The 20,185-nt window shown below is 71.8% G+C and carries 18 protein-coding genes and 1 pseudogene; 9 read left to right on the plus strand and 10 right to left on the minus strand.

Features of this window, described 5'->3' with window-relative positions; all coding sequences use genetic code 11:
* Positions 1-19: 19 nt before the first annotated feature.
* The 6 genes from recN (at position 20) to GWK15_RS06310 (ending at position 6,084) form a co-directional block, all read left to right on the plus strand.
* On the plus strand, positions 20-1,696 hold the full coding sequence (gene recN / locus GWK15_RS06285; RefSeq protein ID WP_168040118.1) for a DNA repair protein RecN: 1,677 nt from the start codon (positions 20-22) through the stop codon (positions 1,694-1,696).
* Positions 1,697-1,711: 15 nt separating this feature from the next.
* Entirely contained in the window at positions 1,712-2,185 is a 474-nt protein-coding gene (locus tag GWK15_RS06290; protein WP_168040120.1) for a GNAT family N-acetyltransferase, read from the plus strand.
* On the plus strand, positions 2,182-2,673 hold the full coding sequence (locus GWK15_RS06295) for a GNAT family N-acetyltransferase (RefSeq protein WP_168040122.1): 492 nt from the start codon (positions 2,182-2,184) through the stop codon (positions 2,671-2,673). Before GWK15_RS06290 ends, GWK15_RS06295 begins: the two co-directional genes overlap by 4 nt.
* The gene (gene ligA / locus GWK15_RS06300; protein WP_168040124.1) at positions 2,670-4,799 is read left to right on the plus strand and encodes an NAD-dependent DNA ligase LigA; all 2,130 of its coding nucleotides are present in this window, start codon (positions 2,670-2,672) and stop codon (positions 4,797-4,799) included. Before GWK15_RS06295 ends, ligA begins: the two co-directional genes overlap by 4 nt.
* Before the next feature lie 129 nt (positions 4,800-4,928).
* Positions 4,929-5,366 (plus strand): organic hydroperoxide resistance protein, encoded by a 438-nt coding sequence (locus tag GWK15_RS06305; RefSeq protein ID WP_168040126.1) that lies wholly within the window; start codon positions 4,929-4,931, stop codon positions 5,364-5,366.
* A 79-nt stretch (positions 5,367-5,445) separates the two neighbouring features.
* On the plus strand, positions 5,446-6,084 hold the full coding sequence (locus GWK15_RS06310; RefSeq protein ID WP_245211406.1) for a LysE family translocator: 639 nt from the start codon (positions 5,446-5,448) through the stop codon (positions 6,082-6,084).
* Here the strand turns inward: GWK15_RS06310 and GWK15_RS06315 are convergent.
* Both GWK15_RS06315 and GWK15_RS06320 read right to left on the minus strand, forming a co-directional pair.
* Positions 6,056-6,835 (minus strand): lipase family protein, encoded by a 780-nt coding sequence (locus tag GWK15_RS06315; protein ID WP_168040128.1) that lies wholly within the window; start codon positions 6,833-6,835, stop codon positions 6,056-6,058. The genes GWK15_RS06310 and GWK15_RS06315 overlap by 29 nt on opposite strands.
* Before the next feature lie 159 nt (positions 6,836-6,994).
* Positions 6,995-7,690 carry a Crp/Fnr family transcriptional regulator gene (locus tag GWK15_RS06320; RefSeq protein WP_168040131.1) on the minus strand — a complete coding sequence of 232 codons (696 nt, stop codon included), beginning with the start codon at positions 7,688-7,690 and terminating at the stop codon, positions 6,995-6,997.
* A gap of 126 nt (positions 7,691-7,816) precedes the next feature.
* Between GWK15_RS06320 and GWK15_RS06325 the strand changes: the two genes are divergently transcribed.
* Together GWK15_RS06325 and GWK15_RS06330 are read left to right on the plus strand one after the other, a co-directional pair.
* Positions 7,817-9,274 carry an MFS transporter gene (locus tag GWK15_RS06325; RefSeq protein WP_168040134.1) on the plus strand — a complete coding sequence of 486 codons (1,458 nt, stop codon included), beginning with the start codon at positions 7,817-7,819 and terminating at the stop codon, positions 9,272-9,274.
* A 2-nt stretch (positions 9,275-9,276) separates the two neighbouring features.
* Complete coding sequence (locus tag GWK15_RS06330) at positions 9,277-9,984, plus strand: hypothetical protein (RefSeq protein ID WP_168040137.1); 708 nt, start codon at positions 9,277-9,279, stop codon at positions 9,982-9,984.
* A 43-nt stretch (positions 9,985-10,027) separates the two neighbouring features.
* On the opposite strand, the gene GWK15_RS06335 is transcribed toward GWK15_RS06330, so the two are convergent.
* Entirely contained in the window at positions 10,028-11,623 is a 1,596-nt protein-coding gene (locus GWK15_RS06335; RefSeq protein ID WP_168040139.1) for a hypothetical protein, read from the minus strand.
* 139 nt (positions 11,624-11,762) lie between these two features.
* On the opposite strand from GWK15_RS06335, the gene GWK15_RS06340 reads away from it, so the two are divergent.
* Positions 11,763-13,538, plus strand: coding sequence for an adenylate/guanylate cyclase domain-containing protein (locus GWK15_RS06340; protein WP_168040141.1), 1,776 nt, complete (start codon positions 11,763-11,765; stop codon positions 13,536-13,538).
* 16 nt (positions 13,539-13,554) lie between these two features.
* Here GWK15_RS06340 and GWK15_RS25805 read toward each other — a convergent pair whose 3' ends face one another.
* The 7 genes and pseudogenes from GWK15_RS25805 to GWK15_RS25820 all read right to left on the minus strand — a co-directional run.
* Positions 13,555-15,180 (minus strand): GMC family oxidoreductase, encoded by a 1,626-nt coding sequence (locus GWK15_RS25805; protein WP_338147201.1) that lies wholly within the window; start codon positions 15,178-15,180, stop codon positions 13,555-13,557.
* Positions 15,177-15,596, minus strand: coding sequence for a hypothetical protein (locus GWK15_RS25815; RefSeq protein ID WP_168037800.1), 420 nt, complete (start codon positions 15,594-15,596; stop codon positions 15,177-15,179). Before GWK15_RS25815 ends, GWK15_RS25805 begins: the two co-directional genes overlap by 4 nt.
* The gene (locus GWK15_RS06355) at positions 15,593-16,294 is read right to left on the minus strand and encodes a phytochelatin synthase family protein (protein ID WP_168040145.1); all 702 of its coding nucleotides are present in this window, start codon (positions 16,292-16,294) and stop codon (positions 15,593-15,595) included. The genes GWK15_RS25815 and GWK15_RS06355 overlap by 4 nt, the downstream gene beginning before the upstream one ends.
* Positions 16,291-16,641, minus strand: a complete 351-nt coding sequence (locus GWK15_RS06360) for a c-type cytochrome (protein WP_168040147.1) — start codon at positions 16,639-16,641, stop codon at positions 16,291-16,293. Before GWK15_RS06360 ends, GWK15_RS06355 begins: the two co-directional genes overlap by 4 nt.
* Before the next feature lie 102 nt (positions 16,642-16,743).
* A complete protein-coding gene (locus GWK15_RS06365) occupies positions 16,744-18,957 on the minus strand; it encodes an SLC26A/SulP transporter family protein (protein WP_168040149.1) in 2,214 nt (737 codons plus the stop codon).
* 201 nt (positions 18,958-19,158) lie between these two features.
* Positions 19,159-19,581, minus strand: coding sequence for an ester cyclase (locus GWK15_RS06370; RefSeq protein ID WP_209442004.1), 423 nt, complete (start codon positions 19,579-19,581; stop codon positions 19,159-19,161).
* A 325-nt stretch (positions 19,582-19,906) separates the two neighbouring features.
* Positions 19,907-20,014: pseudogene (locus tag GWK15_RS25820) on the minus strand (IS5-like element ISMex42 family transposase); the annotation flags it as partial.
* Positions 20,015-20,185 lie beyond the last annotated feature (171 nt).

A 20,185-nucleotide genomic window follows, 5' to 3' on the forward strand; every position in this document is an offset into this window, starting at 1 on the left:
GCAGGGGCACGGCGCCACCGTGCTCGCCTCCCTCGCCATCCGCGACGTGGTGCTGATCGAGCGCCTGGACCTTGCCTTCGGCCCGGGCCTGACGGCGCTCACCGGCGAGACCGGCGCGGGCAAGTCGATCCTGCTCGACAGCCTGGGCCTGGCCCTCGGCCAGCGCGCCGAGGCCGGCATGGTGCGCGCGGGCCAGCCGCAGGCCTCGGTCGCCGCCGCCTTCGCCCCGCCCTCTGGCCACCCGGCCTTCGACATCCTCCGCGAACAGGGCATCGAGGCAGAGGACGAGCTCGTCCTTCGTCGCGTCGTTCAGTCCGACGGCCGCTCCCGCGCCTTCGTCAACGACCAGCCCGTCGGCGTCGCGCTGTTGCGGCGCCTCGGCGCCGCATTGGTCGAGGTGCAGGGCCAGCACGACCAGGTCGGCTTGGCCGATCCCGCATCCCATGGCGGCCTTCTCGATGCCTTCGGCGCGCTCGAGCCGCGCCGCGCCGCGGTCGCCGAAGCCTGGTCCGCATGGCGCACCGCGACGAAGCGCCTCGTCGAAGCGCGCGACGCCATCGCCGCCGCGCAGCGCGAGGAGGAATGGCTCCGCCACGCCGTCGCCGAGCTCAAGGACGTGAACCCGGAGGAGGGCGAGGAAGACCGCCTCGCCGCCGAGCGCCAGCGCCTCCAGCAGGGCGAGCGCCGCGCCGAAGCCATTGCCGCCGCCATCGCCGAGCTCACCCCGCGCGACCGCCGCAGCCCCACGCCCTCCCGTGCGCTGCGGGAAGCCGCCCGCGCCCTCGAACGCCTCCCGCCGCCCAACGAGGACGCGCAGCCGGCGCTGGCCGCCCTCGCCGCCGCCCAGGACGCCCTGGCCGAGGCCGAGGCCGCCCTCTCCCGCCTGATGAGCGAGGGCGGGCCCGATCCGCGGCGGCTCGAGCAGGTGGAGGAACGCCTCTTTGCGCTGCGCGCCGCGGCGCGGAAGCATTCCGTCGCCGTCGTGGAACTGCCCACGCTGCTCGCCGACCTGCGTGCGCGGCTGGAAGCGCTCGACGCCGGCTCCGGCCGTGTCGCCGCGCTCGAGCGCGACGAGGCCGCCGCGCGCAAGGCCTACCTCGCCGCCGCTGCCGCCCTGACGGAGGCGCGCCGCGAGGCCGCCGCGCGGCTCGAGAAGGCCGTCGCGAAGGAACTCCCGCCGCTCAAGCTCGACCGCGCGCGCCTCGCGATCGAGGTCGCGGCCAAGGAGGAGAACGCCTGGGGGCCCGACGGCCAGGACGGCGTCACCTTCCTCGTCGCGACCAACCCCGGCCAGGCGCCGGGACAGCTCGCGAAGATCGCCTCGGGCGGCGAGTTGTCGCGCCTGATGCTCGCGCTGAAGGTCGTGCTCGCGCGTGGCTCACCGGTGCCGACGCTGGTCTTCGACGAGGTGGATTCCGGCATCGGCGGCGCCACCGCCGCCGCGGTCGGCGAACGCCTGGCGCGCGTGGCCGAACGCCTGCAGGTCCTCGTCGTCACCCATTCGCCCCAGGTCGCCGCGCGCGGGGCCGCGCATATGCGCGTCGCGAAGCAGGTGAAGGGCGGCCGCGCCGAGACGCGCGTCGAGACCCTGCCCGAGGCCGAACGGCGCGAGGAACTCGCCCGCATGCTGGCCGGGGAACGCGTGACGGACGCGGCTCGCGCCGCCGCCGAAAGCCTGCTCGCCGATGCGCGCTGAACGGATCCTGGCGACGTGACGGTGCGGCGGGCCACCGCCGACGATGCCGCGGCGCTGCACGCGCTGATCCTCGACCTCAACCGCGACCAGGGCGACCCGACCGACCTGCTCACGGCGGAGCATGTCGCGCGCGACCTGATCGCGAACCCGGCCACCATCGTCGTCGTCGCCGAGGCGCCCGACGGCGCACTCATCGGCTACGCCACCGCCCATCCGACCTATGAGACCGGCTATGCCGAACACGGCCTCTATGTCGGCGATCTCTACGTCGCACCCGCGCATCGCCGCCAGGGCACCGCACGGGCGCTGCTCGCCGCCCTTGCCCGCACCGGCCATGCACGGGGCGCACGCCATCTCTGGCTGACGGCGAAGCAGGACAACACCGCGGCGCATGCCTTCTACCGCCGGCTCGGCAGCCACGGCGAAGCGGTCATCGCCTTCGCCGTGGTCGAGCAGGATTTCCGCAACCTCGCCGCCGAGGCGCCATGACCGGGACCACCATTCGTGCGGCGACGATGGCCGAGGCCGATGAGGTCGCCGCGCTCTTCAACGCCATCAACAGCCTCGACGGCGATGGCCCCATGGTCACCATGACCGGGGCGCATGTGCGCCAGCACCTGTTCGGCCCGCGCCCGCTTTCGATGCTGCGCGTCGCAGAGGCGGATGGCGTCCTGGCCGGCTTCGTGACCGGCAACCTCGTCTACGATTCCACGCGCGCGGCCGCCGGCTGCATCGTCGTTGACCTCTATGTCCGTCCCGATTTCCGCCGGCGCGGCATCGGCCGCGCCCTGATGGCCGCCCTCGCCGCCGAGACGCACCGCGACGGGGCCGTCTGCCTCTGGTGGGGCGTCGATGACGGAGACGACGAGGCGACAGCGTTCTACATCTCCCTCGGCGCGGAATCGGAAGGGGCCTTCGAGGGCCGCATCCTCACCGGCGCCGCCTATGAGACCCTCGCCGCCGAGGCCGCGCCATGACCACGCTCCGCACCCGCGACGTCGATCGCCTGACCGAGACCGAGGCCGCCGAGGAACTGGCCGCGCTGGCGCGGGAGATCGCGCATCACGACGCGCTCTATCACGGCCAGGACGCGCCCGAGATCAGCGACGCCGACTACGACGCGCTGGTGCTGCGCAACCGCGCCATCGAGGCCCGCTTCCCCCACCTGGTGCGCGACGACAGCCCCTCCCGCCGCGTCGGCGCCGCCGTCGCCGAAGGCTTCGCCAAGTCGCGCCATGGCGAGCCGATGCTCTCGCTGAACAACGTCTTCTCCGAGGAGGAATTCGCCGAGTTCTGCGCCTCCATCCGCCGCTTCCTCGGCCTGAAGGCCGAGGAGACGCTACGCTTCGTCGGCGAGCCCAAGATCGACGGCCTCTCGATCAACCTGCTGTATGAGAACGGCGCCTTCGTGAAGGGTGCGACGCGCGGCGACGGCACCGAGGGCGAGGACGTCACCCAGAACCTGCTCACCATCGCCGACCTGCCGCGCCGGCTGCACGCGCCCTACCCCGATCGTATCGAGATCCGCGGCGAAGTCTTCATGGACAAGGCGGATTTCCTTGCCTTCCGCGCCGCGCAGGAGATGGCCGCGGAAGAACGCGAGCAACGCCGCGCCCGCGGGGAGAAGCTCGGCGACGCCGTCGTCATCCCCGCCAATCCGCGCAACGCGGCGGCCGGGTCGGTGCGGCAGCTCGATTCCCGCATCACCGCCTCGCGCCCGCTCAAGCTCTTCGCCTACGCGATGGGTGCGACGAGCGAGCCGCCCTCCGACTCCCACCACGCCTTCCTCGAACGGCTGAAGCATTGGGGCTTCCAGGTGAACCCGCTCTCCACGCTGCTGGACAGTGAGGGCGACGCCGCCGCCTTCCAGCGCCGCATGGGCGAGGATCGGGCGGGCCTCGGCTATGACATCGATGGCGTCGTCTACAAGCTCGACCGCATCGACTGGCAGCGTCGCCTCGGTTTCGTCGGCCGCGCCCCGCGCTGGGCGACAGCCTGGAAGTTCCCCGCCGAACAGGCGACGACGCGGTTGCTCGACATCGAGATCCAGGTCGGCCGAACCGGCGCGCTCACGCCGCGCGCGATCATGCAGCCCGTCACCGTCGGCGGCGTCGTCGTCCGCCACGCGACGTTGCACAACGAGGACGAGATCGCCCGCAAGGACGTGCGCATCGGCGACACCGTGATCCTCCAGCGCGCCGGCGACGTCATCCCCCAGATCCTCGGCGTCGTGCTGGACAAGCGCCCGCAGGACGCGCAGCCCTTCGTCTTCCCCACCACCTGTCCGGTCTGCGGCAGCCACGCGATCCGCGACGGCGAGGACGTGGTCCGCCGCTGCACCGGCGGCCTGACCTGCGCGGCACAAACGGTCGAGCGCCTCAAGCACTTCGCCTCCCGCCGCGCGATGGATATCGAGGGCCTCGGCGAGGAGAACATCCAGCTTCTGTTTGACCAGGGCCTGGTGAAGAGCCCCGCCGACATCTTCCGCCTGCGCGACCGGCGGGACGCGCTGCTGGAACTCGAAGGCTGGGGCGAACGCAAGGTCGGCAAGCTGCTCGACGCCATCGAGGCGCGGCGCAACGTCCCACTCGAACGCTTCATCTTCGCCCTGGGCATCCGTCGGATCGGGGAACAGAACGCCAAGCTGCTCGCGCGCCACTACCACACGCTCGACGAATGGCGCGCGAAGATGATCGCAGCGCACGTCATCGGCTCCGAGGCGCGCGAGGAGCTCGGCTCGATCCAGGGCATCGGCCCCGCCATCGCCGAGGAGCTCATCGAGTTCTTCGCCGAACCGCGCATGCTCGCAGCACTCGACGACCTCGCGCAGGAAGCCCCGCCGCTTGCCGCCGAAGCCCCGGCCGCCGCCGACAGCTCCTTCGCCGGAAAGACCCTGGTCTTCACCGGCACGCTGGAAACGCTGACGCGCGACGAGGCCGAGGCCCAGGCCGAACGCCTCGGCGCCAAGGTGACGAAGTCGGTATCGAAGAAGACCGACTTCGTGATCGTCGGCGCGGATGCGGGGTCGAAGGCAGCCAAGGCGGCGGAACTCGGGATCCGGACGCTCACCGAAGCCGAGTTCCGCGACCTGGCCGGCGTGTGAACGGAGGGGCGCAGCCCCTCCGGACCTCCCCGCCAAAGGCCGAACGGCCTTTGGAAACCAACACAACAGGATGGTTGCCGATCCGTGGGCGCGGCCTACGTCTGACGTGTCGGTACGCTGGAGAGCCCCATGGACAAGATCGACCCGAAATTCACCGCCACCGCCACGGCCACCGGCGGCCGCAACGGCCACACCGCGGCCGATGACGGCACGGTCTCCGTCGACCTCTCCGTCCCCAAGGCCATGGGCGGTCCGGGCAAGCCGGGCACCGCAACGCCCGAACACCTCTTCGCCGCCGGCTACGCTGCCTGCTTCGGTGGGGCCGTCGACTTCGTCGGCCGCCAGCACAGGAAGAACGCCGCCGGTGCGAAGGTCACGGCCGCCGTCTCGATCGGCCCGCGCGAAGGTGGCGGCTTCGGCCTCGCGGTCGAACTGACCGTCGAGGATCCCACCATCCCGCAGGCCGAGCTCGAAGCCCTGGCCAAGGAAGCGCACGAGAAGATCTGCCCCTACTCCCACGCCACGCGCGGCAACGTCGACGTGCGCCTGACGATCAAGGGCGGCTGAAGCGCATCAACGCGCCTGATGCCCAGCATCAGGCCAATGCGTTGGACGAATGGCGTCATGCGGTCGCATCTGACGGCCCATGATGCCCGTCGATCCCAATCTCCTGGCCGGCTACCTTCTCGCCTGCCTGCTGCTCGTCGTAACGCCCGGCCCGGACATGGCCTTCGTGCTGGGCCAGACTCTCGCCGGCGGCGCCCGCCGCGGCTGGGCGGCAACGGCCGGCGTCTATGCCGGCGTCAGCGTGCATATCGGCCTCGCGGCAGCTGGCGTTGCGGCGCTGGTGGCCGCGAACCCCGCGCTCTTCACCGCGCTGCGGATTGCGGGCGCGGGCTACCTGGTCTGGCTCGGCGTGCAGGGCATCCGTGCTGCCATCCGCGGCGGCGGCGGGGAACATGCGACCGGCGCGACGACGACCCTCGCCGCGGCCTTCCGGCAGGGCTTCGTGACCAACCTGCTGAACCCGAAGGTCGGGCTGTTCTTCCTCGCCTTCGTGCCGCTCTTCGTCGATCCGGGCCGCAGCCCGGCCTGGCTTCAGATGCTCATCCTCGGACCGCTGCTGCCGGCCCTCGCCCTGCCCTTCTATGCGCTGCTCATTCCCGGCGCGGCGCGCCTCGCCGGGCGTCTGCGCGCCTCCTCCGCCGGCCGCTGGCTCGACGGCGCGGCGGGCACGCTCTTCCTCGGCCTCGGCATCAGGCTGCTGGCTGGGTCGCCGCGCTGAATAGCGTCTCGAGCCCCACCCGCATCATCGCCACCGGATCGCGACCAGGCCCGCCGCTGACCGTCGCGATGTGACTGCCCGGCAGGACCAGGTGGCGCGCGCCCGGGATGAGCGCGCTCGACACCGGGACCAGCCCGTCATTCGGCCCATGGCCCCGCTTTTCCATCCACTGCGCCGCAGCAAGGTGCAGCCGCTCCCGGCCCCGCGCCTCGCCCTCGCTCAACGCGGTCGCGAGGCACGCGACGGGCAGGGCCTCGACAATGCGGCGCACGCCGTCGGACGCCGCCGCCATCCACAGCCGCCGCGCATTCGTCGTCAGGTCCTTCAGCCCGTCGCCCGAACCGATCCGCAGCAGCCGGGCGAGACCGCCCGCCGCAGCCTCCATGGGCTTCGCCGCGAGCAGCGCATCGGCGACCGGGCTGCCGAAGAAGGGCGACTGCATCGCGAGGAAGCCGCGGCAGCGTGCCTGCGCCGCCGGGTCGATGAGCGCCGCCAGCGTCTCGAGCCCACCCTTGCTGTGCGCGACGATCAGCGCCGGCCGAGGGTCCTCGAGAAGCACCGCCCTCAGCCGCGCCGCGTTGGCCGAGACGGATTCCGCGGTGCGCAGCGGCACCACCGAGACGTCCGCCCCCTGCCCTGCGAACCAGTCGCGCAGCGGGTGCATGTAGTCGAGACCGAAGGGATGGAAGGCCGCCACGAGCTCTCCCATCAGGCCGTAGACGAGAAGGACGCGCTGGCCTGAAAGGGTCATGGCTGCCGGAGACATGCGCGGAGCATGGGTGCGCGCAATGCCGCCGGCAAGAACGACGGGCATCGCGACAGCACCGCTCCGGGCCGCGGGACGACCTGGTGCCCGCCTTCGCAGGATCACCCCGCCCGCGCGGCCCACCCCCGCCGGCGCATCAACGCCTCAGCGTGCCGGCGCATTCGCCCATGCCGCCTCGAGCTCCGCCTTGAGCGCCTCCGGCCTCGGCAGCAGCAATCCCCCGCGCGCGGTCTCGAGGAGCCCGTCGCGATGCAGTCCCGCCAGCGCGCGCGTAACCACCTCGCGCCGCGTGCCGATCATGGCGGCGAGTTCGTGGTGCGGCCGCGGCGGGGAGACGATCATCCCCGCCCCCTCCCTGGGCCGCGCAAGCCGCAGGAGCAGCGCGATCAGCCGCGGCCGCGTCGCGAGGACGCTGAGCTCGAAGATCCGCTTGTCCTTCTCGCGCACCAGGGAGGCGAGCGTCTTCATCAGGTGCAGCGTCGCCTGCCGCGTCGAGAGCGCAAACTCCATGAAGGGACCGGCCGCGATCACGCAGACCTGTGTCTTCGTCAGCGCGACGATCCCGGCCGAGCGCTTCGCGCCGTCGATCGCCGCGATCTCGCCGAACAGCGTCCCCGGGCCGATCTCGTTCAGAATGATCTCGTGTCCGCCGACGCTGCGCGTCGTCACCCGCAGCATGCCCTGGACGACGAAATAGACCTCGGGCGCGTCGTCGCCCGCCTCGAGCACCGTCTGGCCCGCCTCGTAGCTTCGCCAGCGCGCCTGCGCCGACAACGGCGCCACGGCCTGCGCCGAGAACGGCCGGAAGAAGGGGAGGCTCAGGAGGTCAGGGGCGTCCATCGGGCTCAGCCGCGGATTCTGGCGGTCCCCCAGGCCCGGCGCAACCCGGGCTGTGCCGTTTGGCACCACGCCGCGGTCAGGGTGCGGCGATCCTCCTCGCATCACGGGGATGGCCGAGGCCTCTCGATGGATCGCAGCAGCAACGAGGTTGCGACTGACAGTACCGGCGGGACGTCCCCCGCCGGGAATCGCGTCATCCCCTTCCCACCCATCCCGCGCACCGCGAAGACACCGCCCCGTCTGGGCCGGCTGCGGCGGCCCGGCCGCGCAGCGCTGCGGCCCTGGCGCGGCTGGCTCGTCGTCATCGGGGCGTTCCTGGTGACGATGGTCGGCTACGGCGCCATCTACTCCTACGCCGCCTTCGCGGACGAGCTCGCGGCCGAATTCGGCGCCTCGCGCGCCAAGGTCAGCCTCATCTTCGCCCTCAGCGGCGGCACGGCGCTGCTGGTCAGCGCGGTGGGCGGCCCGCTCGCCGACCGGATCGGCGCGCGCCCGACCGCCTGCCTCGGCATGACGATCGTCGGCCTCGGCCTGCTGACGGCGTCCTCCGCGCAGAGCCTCGAGGAAGTCATCGCCGGCTATGGCCTGCTCATCGGGCTCGGCGTCGGCTTCTCCTACGTGCCGGCGGTCGCGACGGTGCAGCGCTGGTTCGTCACGAACCGCGCCCTGGCCTCCGGCATCGCGGTCAGCGGCGTCGGCGTCGGCACCGCCCTGGTGCCGCCCTTCGCCGATTTCCTCACGACCTTCGGCAACTGGCGCGCGGCCTTCGCCATCTGCGCCGTGCTCGCGATGGTGGCGGGCATCGGCGGCGCGCTGCTGCTCGAACAGTCGCCGGAACGTGTCGGCCTCGCCCCGGACGGGCGGCGGCGCGCGCCGCGTTCCCGCCCCTCCGCGCTGCCGCCGGCCGCCTCCGACGACGCCTCGCCGCTGCGCAGCGCGTCCTTCGCGCTGATCTACGGCGGGACCATGCTGATGTCCGTGCCGGTAGCCATCCCCTACGCACTCGTCGTTGAGACGGCGCAGGCGAGCGGTCACGCCCTCTCCGGCAGCGTCGCCCTGATCGGCCTGATCGGCATCGGGTCCATCTGCGGCCGCTTCGTGCTGGCCGCGGTCGGCGACATATTCGGCCGCTCCAGGGTCTTCCTCGCCTGCTGCGCGGCGCTCGCAGGATCGATGCTGATCTGGGCGGCCGCCGGGACGATGCTCGGCCTGCAGGTCTTCGCGGTCGTCTTCGGCGCGTTCCACGGCGCCTTCATCGCCCTGCTGCCCAGCGCGGTGACCGACCGCTTCGGCGGCCAGCGGGTCGGCACCATCATCGGCGTCCTCTACACCAGCCGCGCCATCGCGCTCTTCGCCGGGCCGCCCGTCGTCGCCGAGGCCATCGCGCTCGCCGGATCCACGGCGGTTCCGCTGATTGGCGTCGCCGCGGTCGGAGCATTCGGCATGGCGCTGTTCGCCAAGGCTCTCGGGCTGGGCCGTGCGCCCGACCGGGGCATCGCGTCGCAGGGCGCCCGCCTCACCCGCCGGGCGACGGCCCCCGGCCTGCATCCCGTGACCCCGCCTATCGCCAGAGCAGGAGGATGATCATGCGTAAAGCCCTGATCGCGACCGCACTCCTCGCCAGCCTCGCCAGGCCCGCTGCGGCGGACGAATACACCACCTACGCGTCGTTGCTCGTGACGCCCACCGGCGCGTCGCACGCCACCCGCTGCGACATGATGTCGCTGCTCAACCTCCCCGCCGCTTGGCACAGCGGGGACGCCATTGTCGTCATGCTGACCGCAGGTCCCGCCTACGCGCAGCAGCGCGACTCCCTGATCGCGGAACTCCTCGCCGAGCAGGCGGCCGTGCTGGAGGTCTCGCCCAGCGCGTCTCCCACCTGCGTGGGCGGTGGTCACGTGGCCACCCCGCCGGTGACCCAGGCCGCCGCCCTCGACATGGTATTCGGCGGCCTTCGCGCCGCCCGGCAAACAGCGGGGGGCGGGCTCGTGGTCGCCATCGGCCTCGGACCGGAGGGCAGCCTGGCGCTGGCCGCGGCGGACGAGGCGGAGGCCGGTGCCCGGCTCGGTCCCGACGGGCCGCGCTTCGCTGCCGGCCTCGCGATCGGCGATGGCAGCGCGCGTCTCCGCCTCGGTGCGGCGCAGGTCGCGCCGGAACGTGCCGAAGCGCGCCTTGGCCTCCTCTGCGAGGCGCTCGTCCACAGCGGCACGACAAAGGGCGCGGCGAACGGGCAGGCCTGCGCCACGGAGCTCGAGGCGGGCATGGTATCGGTCCGGGCAGCGCTGCAGCGCTGACCGATGCCGGCCGACGCTGCGGACGAGGTCGCGAGCGGCCCTGTCAGTCTCGGCGCCGGCCGAGCACCCTCGCGGCCTCCGCGAGCTCGGGGCGGGCTTCGTCCGCCCCCGGCGCTACCGCCAGCAGCAGCCGGTAGCGGGCAGCCGCGACCTCCGGCCGTCCGTTCGCCCGCGCCGCCGCCGCCGCGCCGGCGAGGGACCTGAATCGGTTCGGATTGACGCGCAGGACGGCCTCGAAGGCAGCCTCCGCCTCCGCGTTCCGCCCCAGCGAGAGCAGCGCCTCCCCCAGCAGTTCGCGCGCAGGCGCGAGGGGACCGGGTTCCACCACGCTCTTCAGCAGCGCGTCCTCGGCCTCTGCCGCGGCCTGCAACTCGCGAAGCCCGGCCGTGGCGTCGCCCATCGCGATCGCGGCCAGCGCGGCCACCGCCCTGCGCTGCACGCCCACCTGCGACGCCCAGGCCGCCTGCCCCGATCCCTGCAGGGTCGCCTCGAGCGCGGCCAGCGCCGCGACCTCGGCGGCCGCGGCCTCCGGCCGGCCGCTGCGGACAAGCCCGACCCCGCGGGCGAAGCGGGTGATGGCCACGACCTGCGGGAACCCGCCCTGCGCCGGCGGCAGCGCCGCCGCGGCCGCCCAGTCCCCCGTCTCGAGCGCGAGTCGCGCCGGCATCGCCGCCACCGCGAAGGGACCGGCAAGATGCTGCGGGTTCTGCCGCGCCGCTGCCTCGGCCGCGTCGCGCCATGCGGCGCGCGCCGCCGCGCCGCGGCCGGATTGCAGGAAGGCATAGACCAGGTAGTCGCGCGCATGCAGCTCGTCATTCGCCTCGCCGGCGGCCCGGGCGAGCGCGGCGGAACGCTCGTTCGCGGCCACCGAGGACGGCCAGTCGCCAAGCCTGGTGAAGATGTGGGAGGGCATGTGAACCGCATGCGGTGACGCCGCGGCGACCGTCGCGTAGCGCCTCGCCGCCGGCAGGCCGCGACCGGCCAGGGCCGGCGTGTCGTAGGCGTGGATCAGGTAGTGCATCACGCCCGGATGTTCGGGCTGCCGCGCCCAGATCGGCTCGAGGATCGCCGCCGCCTGGCGCTGGGCGGCATCCACCGGGTCGTCGGACGGCGCCGCCATCAGCAGGGACAAGGCGTGGAAGACCTGTGCCTCGTCGTTGTCGGGCGCTGCGGCGGCGACTCGCTCCATGGCGACGGCAAAGCCGTCCAGCCGGTCCTGCCAGCCGGATGGGCCCGGCTGCACCAGGCCGGCCAGCGCGTCGATCCAGCCATTCCACGGCGGCGGCGCGGCCGGCCCGTCGCGCAGCAGGACGGCCGCGCGCGCGATCTCCTCCGGCGACGGGACACCGAAGAGGTTGTCGAGGGTCGCCAGCGCCATGCCCCAGCGGGCCATCGCGCAGGACGGATCGGCGGCGAGGGCCGCGGCGAAATGGTCGCGCGCCGCCGCATGGTCGAAGGAATGCTGGTGCACCAGCCCCCGGTCGAAGGCCGCCTGTGCCGCGGCATTGCAAGGCACCGCCATGTGCGCCTGGCCCAGCGCCGCGCCATGGCCGCCATGCTGGCCCGCCGCCGCGACCGGCATCAGCAGGAGGACGGCGGCGAGGATCGCCTGCCACGGGCCGGATGTTGTCCTGGTCATGCCTCGTCCTTCTCGCGCCCCACCCACCGGGCAAGGGCTGGGCCTGCCTGCCGCTGCGCTGGCGGATCGATCGACCGGGCGCCTTGCCGCGACTTCACGAGACCATGATATCCTCATGCCGGGGCATGGTGGCTTTGGAATGAGCGAGCGGCGGAGCGCGACGATCCTGGCCGCGGACGTCGCTGGCTACACTGCGATGATGCAAACCGACGAGGAGCGCGCCTTCGAGCGCGTCTCCGCGCTCATCGACCACATCTCCCGCACGATCTCGGACCTGGGCGGCCGCGTCGTCAGCATCGCCGGCGACGGCCTGATCTCCTGCTTCGAGACGGCCCCCGCGGCGCTGCGGGCGGCGAGGCAGTTCCAGGACGACCTCGCCGAGGCCGGCGCGGCCGAGCCCGAAGACCAGCGGCTGCTGTGCCGCGTCGGGATCCATTCCGGCGAAGTGGTGATGCGGGGCGAGAAGGTCTTCGGCAGCGTGGTGAACGTCGCCGCCCGGCTGCAGAACATCGCCCAGCCCGGCGGCATCATCGTCTCCGGCCCGGTGCACGAGGCGGTCCGCGGCGCGGTCGATTGCGGCTTCGAGGACCTGGGCGCCTTGGAGGTCCGGGGCGTCGCCGAGCGGGTCCGCTGCTTCCGCGTGCTGAGCGCCGAGGTCGCCGGCCAGCGCGCCTTCCCGCCGCTGCCGGACAAGCCGTCGATCGCCGTGCTGCCCTTCGCCAACATGAGCACGGATCCGGACCAGGAGTTCCTCGCGGACGGCGTGGCGGAGGACATCATCAACACCCTCTCGCGGATCCGCTCCCTCTTCGTGATCGCGCGCGGCTCCTCCTTCACCTACCGCAACCGCAACGTGCCGGTGAACCAGATCGGGCGGGAGCTCGGCGTGCGCTACGCGCTCGACGGCACGGTGCGGCGCGCCGGCGACCGCATCCGCATCGCCAGCCACCTGGTGGAGGCCGAGAGCGGCATCCAGCTCTGGGCCGGCCAGTTCGAGGGCGATGTCGCCGACATCTTCGCGCTGCAGGACCGCGTCACCGAGGGCGTGGCCGCGGTGATCGAGCCGCGCCTGCTGTTCGCCGAGGTCGAACGCGTCGCGCGCCGGCCGCCCGAGAGCATCCAGGCCTACGACCTGTTCCTGCGCGCCACCGGCCACTTCTACCGCATGACGCGCGACGACATCGAGACGGCGAAGGAACTGACCGACCGCGCGCTGCGCCTCGACCCCGAGAGCGCGCGCAACCTCGCCCTCGGCGGGCGGTGCCGCCTGCACCGCAAGGTGCAGGGCTGGGTGCCGCCCAACCATCCCTCGATCGCCGAGGGCGCGCGCATGGGCCGGCGCGCGGCCGAACTCGCGATGGACGATTCCGAGGTGCTGTGGATGGGCGGGATCGTGGTCGCGCTCGCGGGCGGCGACGTGACGGGCGGCATCGCGCTCATCGACCGTGCATTGCAGATCAACCCGAACTCGGCCGACGCGCTCACCTACAGCGGCATGGCGCGGGCCTATCTGGGGGAGAGCGACGTCGCGCTCGCGCATCTCGAGCGCGCGCACCGGCTCAGCCCGCTCGATGCCCAGACCTACAACAAGTTCCTCGCCGCCGCCTTCGCCTGCTTCACCGCCGCCCGCTACGAGGAAAGCCTCGAATGGACGGACCGCACGCTGAAGGAGAAGGCCGACTACGTCCCGGCCTGGCGCATGCGCGCCGCGTGCTTCGGCCTGCTCGGGCGCCTCGATGAAGGGCGGGAAGCGGTGCTGCGCCTGCTCGCCTTCAGTCCGCAGGAGACGCAGGCGAGCATCCGGACCTACTACAGCGTGTCGATCAAGAAGCCGGCGGCCGTCGACGCCTTCGTCGAGGGGCTCCGGCGCGTCGGGATGCCGTCGGGCGACGAGGCGCAGGCCAGGTCGGCCTGAACCCGACCGGCCGGCGTCAGTCGAGCCCACCGGGCGCGCCGAGGCGGTCGGCCAGCCGGTAGGCCATGGCGGCGACGGTCAGGCTCGGCGCATTCACCGGCGCGCTGACATGCGTCGAGGGCCCGAGGATCGACAGGTTCGGATGCTCGTGCGTCCGCAGGTCCGGGCCGACGACCGAGACCGCCGGGTCCCGGCCCATGCGCGTCGTGCCCGCGATGATCGCGTTCGACAGATAAGGCGCGTTCCAGGTGACGTAGGTCGCGCCCATCGCATCGAGGATGCGCTGGTTCACCTTCAGCGCCTCATCCAGCCCGCGGCGCGTGTAGTCGTCGAGCGCGAAGGTCACGCGGGGCCGGGGTATGCCGGCGGCATCACGCAGCACCGGATCGAGCTCGACGCGGTTCTCCCGCCGCGCCAGCGTCTCCGCCGAAGCATTGAGCCGCAGGTGGCGCGAGACGCGCTGGTTCAGGCCCTCGACCAGCGCGCTGCCCTTCAGCCCCTGGGCGATGAGGTCGCGCGCGACGCGCGTCGCGTCGCTGTTGCCCGACCACCCGCTGTTCATGAAGGAGGTGCCGACGGCCGCGCGGTCCCTGCGGAAGGCGCCGTCGCGCATCTGCTCGATGCCGCTCGTCTGCTGCGGGCCGCGATAGGGCAGCACGGGATCGCGCGTGAGCCCCTGGCAGTCCTGGTTCGCCTGCGTCAGCAGCCAGCGCCCGACATTGTCGCTGCCATTCGCCACGCCGTTCGGCGCCTGCGCCTGGCGGCTCGCGAGCAGCAGGCGGGGCGTCTCGATCGCGTGGCAGCAGAGCACATAGTGGCGCGCGGTGACGCGCAGCGTCGCGCCGTCGGGGCGCTTCGCCACCAGCGCCGAGACCCGGCGCGCGGCATCCAGTTCGATGAAGTCGACGCGGGCGCGCTCGATCAGCCGCGCGCCGGCGGCCTCCGCCTTCGCCACATGCACGGAGGCATCGTATTTCGCGCCGATCGGGCAGATCGGTACGCAGGTGTTATTGCCGCAACAGGCCGGCCTGCCATCGAAGGGCACCGAGTTGCGGGCATGGGAGAAGAGCCCCGCCGTCAGCCCGAGCTGCGTGAGGGCCGGCGCGAGGGCGAGGTCGAGCGCGCTCGGCGGGACGGGCGGCTGCGGGAACGGCCCACGCCGCGGCGCGCCCCAGGTGAAGCGCGGATCACCCGCCACGCCCCATTCGCGCTCGGCGCGCTCGTAGTAGGGCTCGAGCTCCGCATAGCCGATCGGCCAGTCCTCGCCGACGCCGTAGAGCGAGCGCATGCGCAGGTCGTTCGGCCGCAGGCGGTCGGCAAAGCCCGTCCAGTGCCAGGAGGTGCCGCCGACCAGCCGCAGATAGGCGCCGATGAAGGGCATCTCCCCGCCCTGGACGTAGAAATCCGCGTAGCGGTCGTCCTCCGGGAAGGGTGCGAAGGGGTCGGGCGGATAGGCGGATTGCGGCCCCTTCACCGGGTTGGCGAAGAAGGTCCGCGTCAGTTCGGCGCGGCTGCGCCGCTGCCCCGCCTCCAGCACGATGACGCGCAGCCCCTTGGCTGCGAGGCCATGCGCAGCGTGCGCCCCGGCGACGCCGGAACCGACGATGGCAACGTCGCAGGCGTCGGTCGGATCGGTGGTCACGTGCGGGCCCAGTCGCCGAAGGTGCCGCTGCACAGCCCGGGCGCCTTGGTGAAGCGGAGCACCTGCCAGGCGAGCGCCCAGGGATAATGGCCGGCCCGTGCGCGGGGATCCGCGACCTCGGTCTCGCCCGTATAGAGGATCACGAGCAGCCGCTGCGCCAGCGGCTCGAGCCGGTCCGGCAAAGCCGCGCCGCGTCGCCAGGCGGCGACCGCGGCGATGAGGTCGCCGACAAGCGCCGCGCCGAACTCCGCCACAAGCATGCGCTGCGCCGCGTCCACCACGAAGGGCGGCAGGTCGCGGCTGCCCGCCAGCGCGAGCGCGGCTTCGGTGAAGTCCCCCACCGGCGCGGCGCTGGCGCATCCGATGTGGAACAGCGGCGACGCCGCAACGCCGCCGAGCAGGTCCCTCCGCCTCATTGCGGGCGCCGGACGGACAGGACCAGCACGCCGCGTGCACGCCCCGAATCCGGATCAACGCGCTGCATCGCGGGGAGCAGCGTCGCGACCGGCACCCAGACCGGCGGATACTTGTAGCGTGCGACATCGAGGATCAGGACGGTATCGCTCGCGGCATCGAAGGCTGCGACCGGCGAGATATGCCCGTCGCCCTCCTGATCCAGCGGGATGCGCGAATAGTTCACGATCACGCGGCTGGACGGATCGGCGAGCGCGGCGGAAATCCGTGCGCGCAAGGTCGTGACGTCCAGCGCATCCGCATGCAACGCCTCGGCCGAGGCGCCAAGGTTGCGCGCGAAGGCGGCGAGCTGATCGAGCGTCAGGCCGCCGCCCTGGACCGCAGCGTAGCTCTTCACCGCCAGGTTCGCCGGCGTGAAGAGCGAGTCCTGCGTCATCCGCCGGTAGGGAAAGAAGGCGGCCGGCGCGGGCTCCCGGATGCCGAGCGAGTTCAACGCCGTCGCCAGGGAGGCGGGCCCGCAGAAGGTCAGGAAGACCTCGGTCTCGAGATTCGCCAGCAGCCCGAGCGCCTGCGGACCACCGGTCGCGCGCTGGAATCGGGCCGCACCGTCGGAGGTATCGAGCGCCACGAGCTGCGCGCGCAGCGGTGCCGGCGCAAGCAGCGCGACAAGCAGGAGGGCGAGGCCCAGGCGGCGCGTCATCGCAGTGACCTCAGCGAGGCGAAGAAGACCGCAAGCTCGTCGATCGTCCGGTCGTCGAGGGGACGCGCGACAGACGCCATCATCTCGGCGGCCTCGCCGGTCCGCTGCCCGCCGCGGTAGGCGCGCAGGGCCGACGCCAAGTAGGCGGCGTTCTGCCCGCCGATGATGGGATAGTCGAGGTTGTCCGGCCGTCCGAAGGGGCCGTGGCAGGACAGGCATACGGACGCTGCCTCCGGAACGGAAGGCGCCGGCGGGTCCTGCGCGCGCCCGCTGCCGTGGCTCGACAGGAACACGACCAACGCGGCGGCGGACCGCCGGATCATTTGGCCTGAACGGCGCTTCGCCATCTCCGATCCGCATCCCCCGCTCATCGGCACCGAAAGCCTAAGGCAGCACTGCGCATCGTGCCAATGGCGGATCGAACGGCAGGCGCGGGCGCGCCCGCCGCGTCACCGCAAGGCCAGGTCAACGACCCGGGTGTTGTCCACGAGCTTCTCGGATACCTGCAGCATGATCATGCGGTGAACGGCGAAGGCCAGCGGGGGGTCTTTCACCTCGAGCCGCGCGAGTCCCGCGCGATCGATCCGCACGGCCTCGCAGTGCGTCACCGCAATCACCGAGGCCGTCCGGTTGCCGCCGCGCACAAGCGCGATCTCCCCGACCAGCGTCCCCGGCGTCAGGGTGCGAAGATGAACCGGCGCGGCGCCCGTCTCCAGCAGCACGGTGGAAACCCGGCCGCGTTCCAGGAAGATCATGTCGTCGCCAGGCTGGCCCTGGCGCATCAGGATGTCCCCGGGCGCGAAGACAACACGGCTGACGAAGGGCGCGAGGCGCCGCGCGACCTCAGACGCATCGCCGGCTTCGGCGAGATGCGCCGCAAGACTCGCCCGCTCGTCATGCGCGACCTGCCCATGTTCGGCGAGGATAAGCTCCTCGGCCTGCTCCAGCCCCTGGTCGGCGCTCGGGAATCGCACGCAATCAGGCTCCCGGAAAATGTCCCGGGCTAGGAAGCGATCGTTCAGCGCGCGCGGTACGGCCGTGAGGGCGATCCGGACGTGTCGCTGCCTTGCCTCCCGTTCCAGCCGCCCGAACACATCGATCGCCGAACTGTCCATGCCGAGGACGTGCCCGAAATCCAGGATCAGGAACCGAACACCATCGGCCGAGGTGGCGGCGAAGGCGCGCTGAACCGTCTCGGCGTTGAGGAAGAACATGTAGCCCTGAAGGCGCAGGAGCAGGATCCCGCGAGCCTCCGCCGCGAGCACGCGCGTCATCGTGGCCGATCGCGTCACACTGCTGCGCATCTCGTTGCCGCGCACGGTGCTGCGAATCACGGGGATGCGGCGATAGGTCCAGGCAAGGATCAGTAGCGAGAGCCCGAGGCCAAGGGCAATCCCTCCCAGGATGCCCAGGATCACGATGGATGCCGCGACGGCCAGAAGGATGGCGACCTCGTGCCGCGGCAGCATGCGCGCCTCGCGCCAGGTTCGGATCACGAGCCACTCGAAGCCGACCGAGAGCAGCAGGGCCGCGAGAACCGGCCTCGGCATGAGCGCCAGGGCATCCGCCCCGAACAGCAGGACAGCGAGCGCGACGGCCCCGGGCACAGCGGGGACCCATCGTCCACGCTGCCCGGACCGCGCCAGGAGGGTGCTCGGGGCCAGGGCATGCCCGGTGGGCAAGCCGCCGAGCGCGCCTCCGGCAATGTTCGCGATGCCGGCAACCTGCATTTCTCGGTCCACGTTCATCGGGCGCCCGATCAGGGCCTCGATGCCGGTCACCATCAGGGCCAGCGTGATCGCGCTCAGGAGCGCCGACGAAGCGGCGTAGGGCAGCAGGACGCCAGCGAGGTCCCAGTCGAGCAGATCGAAGGACGCCGCGGACGGGAACGACAGGATCCGTCCGGATGGAAAGGGGCCGAGCAGCCACCCTGCCCGCTGGCCGTCCGCCACGGTCCGCCCAAGTGCGAGCCAGCATATGTGAAAGGCGACGATGGCGACCGCCATGATGGCAGGTGCGGCCGCGCCATGCCGGATCCGCCGCGGCAGGATGATCAGCAGGATTGCGGTGCCAATCGCGACTCCGGCCTGCAGGAGGCGCTCGGGGGCCGCATATGCACCCAGTTCGCCGAAGCCGGGCGCGACGCCCGTCGCAAGGGTGATTCCGCCGGTGGTGAATGCCGCCCCGAGGCCCGCGAAGAAACCGATCGCCACCGGATGAGGCAGCAAGCGGACCAGGGAACCGAGGCGAGCGAGTCCGACCGCCGCAAGGGCGGCGCCGGTCGCGGCCGTCATCAGTCCGGAGGCGAGCACTGCGGCGCCTTCGCGCGTCAGACCCGCGGGCACACCTTTCGCTTCCAACACCGCATCAGCGGCCTGCACCGCCGCGGCATGCAGGACCGCCACGCTGCCGAAGGCAGCGAAGGCGATGCCGGGTCTCGCATTACCCAGGGTCCCGAGGATCGTGACCGTCACGAGCCCGAGGAGAACCGCGGAAATGCCAAGTTGCAGGCCAGCAGCCGAGAACCCGGCGAACACCAGGCCCGCATAAGCCAGCGCACTCGTGACGCTCCAGACCGAAATGATGCTGCCATCGGCCAGGGCCCTGGCGATCGCGGCAGCGTGCCGGATCCCACCTGGGGCGGGCTTCGGCTTGGTAAGCATGACGCGGCTCCCAGTCGTTGCCCAGCGAGCGGAGCGTAGGAGCAGCTCGCCTGACGTGACCACTGACATCGCGGAAATTCGCAGCGCCGTACCGGCGTTATGTCTTGCGCTGAGGTACAGGGCCAGGCTGTGAGCGCCTTGACGGCGTATCGTATCCGTCCGGCGGAGGCCGCGGGCACTGAGCGGCAACGATCGATGGGGCTAGGGAGCGTCTATTGCCGCGTTGAGGCCGAGTTGCTGCTTCACTGAATCGACGTCCCCGAGAACCCAAAGCGCGGTGATTTTGCTGCCGTTAGTTTCGAAGAACGCGGCTCCGGACCACGCGATCTGGAGCCCTGTTGCGGCGACACCGAACAGCGTTCCTCGGTGTCGTCCTGAGAAGCGCATTCGTGCCGCAGCGCGATGGACGTCCTCCACGATGTCCTCGATCTCGCACGTATAGTCCGCGAGCGCGGCGTGGATCAGCCGCATGTAGCCGATAAAGCCTTCTGGCCCGCGCTTCTCCGGCCCGAGCGAGGCGCGGAATCGAAACTCGGGGTCGAGGATCAAGCGAGCAACGTTCTCGTCTGCTTGGTTCCAGACCTCATGATAGAAGCGCTCAATCAGCTGCTTTGCGGACGCCACTATACGTTCCTCTCAAAAGGCAGGTTCAGCACCACCGCGGTAGGCGGCCGTCACCGGACGGATACGGCGTATCTGCGTGCGGCGGCTTCTTTGAAATGCTGATGCTGCGTGCGGCGAGCGAGAGCAAGGGCCGCCAGCAGCAAAAGGGCCGCTCCCGATTGGGTTAGCGGCCGTGTTGGACGAATGCTGGGAACGTTGGATGCGGGGACCCGCAACCGACGATGCCAGTACATCGAGGTCGCCATCTAGGCTCGTAGCGCTATTGGACAGCTTCGGGCGCCGAGCAGCCCTTCGGCTCCACACAGAGCTAACCGACTGAGGATTGTTAGCGCCTGACCCAACCCAATGCGGCGGCGAAGTTGAGGACACCGAGGAACGAGCGGGCGGACCTCTCGTAGCGTGTGGCCACGGCGCGCCACTCCTTCCGCATGGCCGAGGTCGCCCTGGTGATCGGCATCGGTGCCGAGGAGGCGGGGTTCGAGCTCGAGGTGGCACGGTCCGCCCTCCGTGCCATATCGGCGACTGATGTGATCGTCATCGAGGACGAACCGGTGACCGCCATGGACATCCGGCGCGTGGTCGAGTCCTGCGGCCACCGCGTGGT

This window comes from Neoroseomonas oryzicola, from assembly GCF_012163135.1.
GTDB classification, from domain to species: Bacteria; Pseudomonadota; Alphaproteobacteria; order Acetobacterales; family Acetobacteraceae; genus Neoroseomonas; species Neoroseomonas oryzicola.

Coding starts and splice junctions, on each gene's coding strand:
- GWK15_RS25815 (WP_168037800.1), bottom strand. CDS start 15,596: ATGAGGCGGAGGGACCTGCTCGGCGGCGTTGCGGCGTCGCCGCTGTTC.
- GWK15_RS06340 (WP_168040141.1), top strand. CDS start 11,763: ATGAGCGAGCGGCGGAGCGCGACGATCCTGGCCGCGGACGTCGCTGGC.
- GWK15_RS06320 (WP_168040131.1), bottom strand. CDS start 7,690: ATGGACGCCCCTGACCTCCTGAGCCTCCCCTTCTTCCGGCCGTTCTCG.
- GWK15_RS06365 (WP_168040149.1), bottom strand. CDS start 18,957: ATGCTTACCAAGCCGAAGCCCGCCCCAGGTGGGATCCGGCACGCTGCC.
- GWK15_RS06305 (WP_168040126.1), top strand. CDS start 4,929: ATGGACAAGATCGACCCGAAATTCACCGCCACCGCCACGGCCACCGGC.
- GWK15_RS06355 (WP_168040145.1), bottom strand. CDS start 16,294: ATGACGCGCCGCCTGGGCCTCGCCCTCCTGCTTGTCGCGCTGCTTGCG.
- GWK15_RS06330 (WP_168040137.1), top strand. CDS start 9,277: ATGCGTAAAGCCCTGATCGCGACCGCACTCCTCGCCAGCCTCGCCAGG.
- GWK15_RS06310 (WP_245211406.1), top strand. CDS start 5,446: ATGATGCCCGTCGATCCCAATCTCCTGGCCGGCTACCTTCTCGCCTGC.
- GWK15_RS06325 (WP_168040134.1), top strand. CDS start 7,817: ATGGATCGCAGCAGCAACGAGGTTGCGACTGACAGTACCGGCGGGACG.
- GWK15_RS06335 (WP_168040139.1), bottom strand. CDS start 11,623: ATGACCAGGACAACATCCGGCCCGTGGCAGGCGATCCTCGCCGCCGTC.
- GWK15_RS06315 (WP_168040128.1), bottom strand. CDS start 6,835: ATGACCCTTTCAGGCCAGCGCGTCCTTCTCGTCTACGGCCTGATGGGA.
- GWK15_RS06360 (WP_168040147.1), bottom strand. CDS start 16,641: ATGGCGAAGCGCCGTTCAGGCCAAATGATCCGGCGGTCCGCCGCCGCG.
- ligA (WP_168040124.1), top strand. CDS start 2,670: ATGACCACGCTCCGCACCCGCGACGTCGATCGCCTGACCGAGACCGAG.
- GWK15_RS06295 (WP_168040122.1), top strand. CDS start 2,182: ATGACCGGGACCACCATTCGTGCGGCGACGATGGCCGAGGCCGATGAG.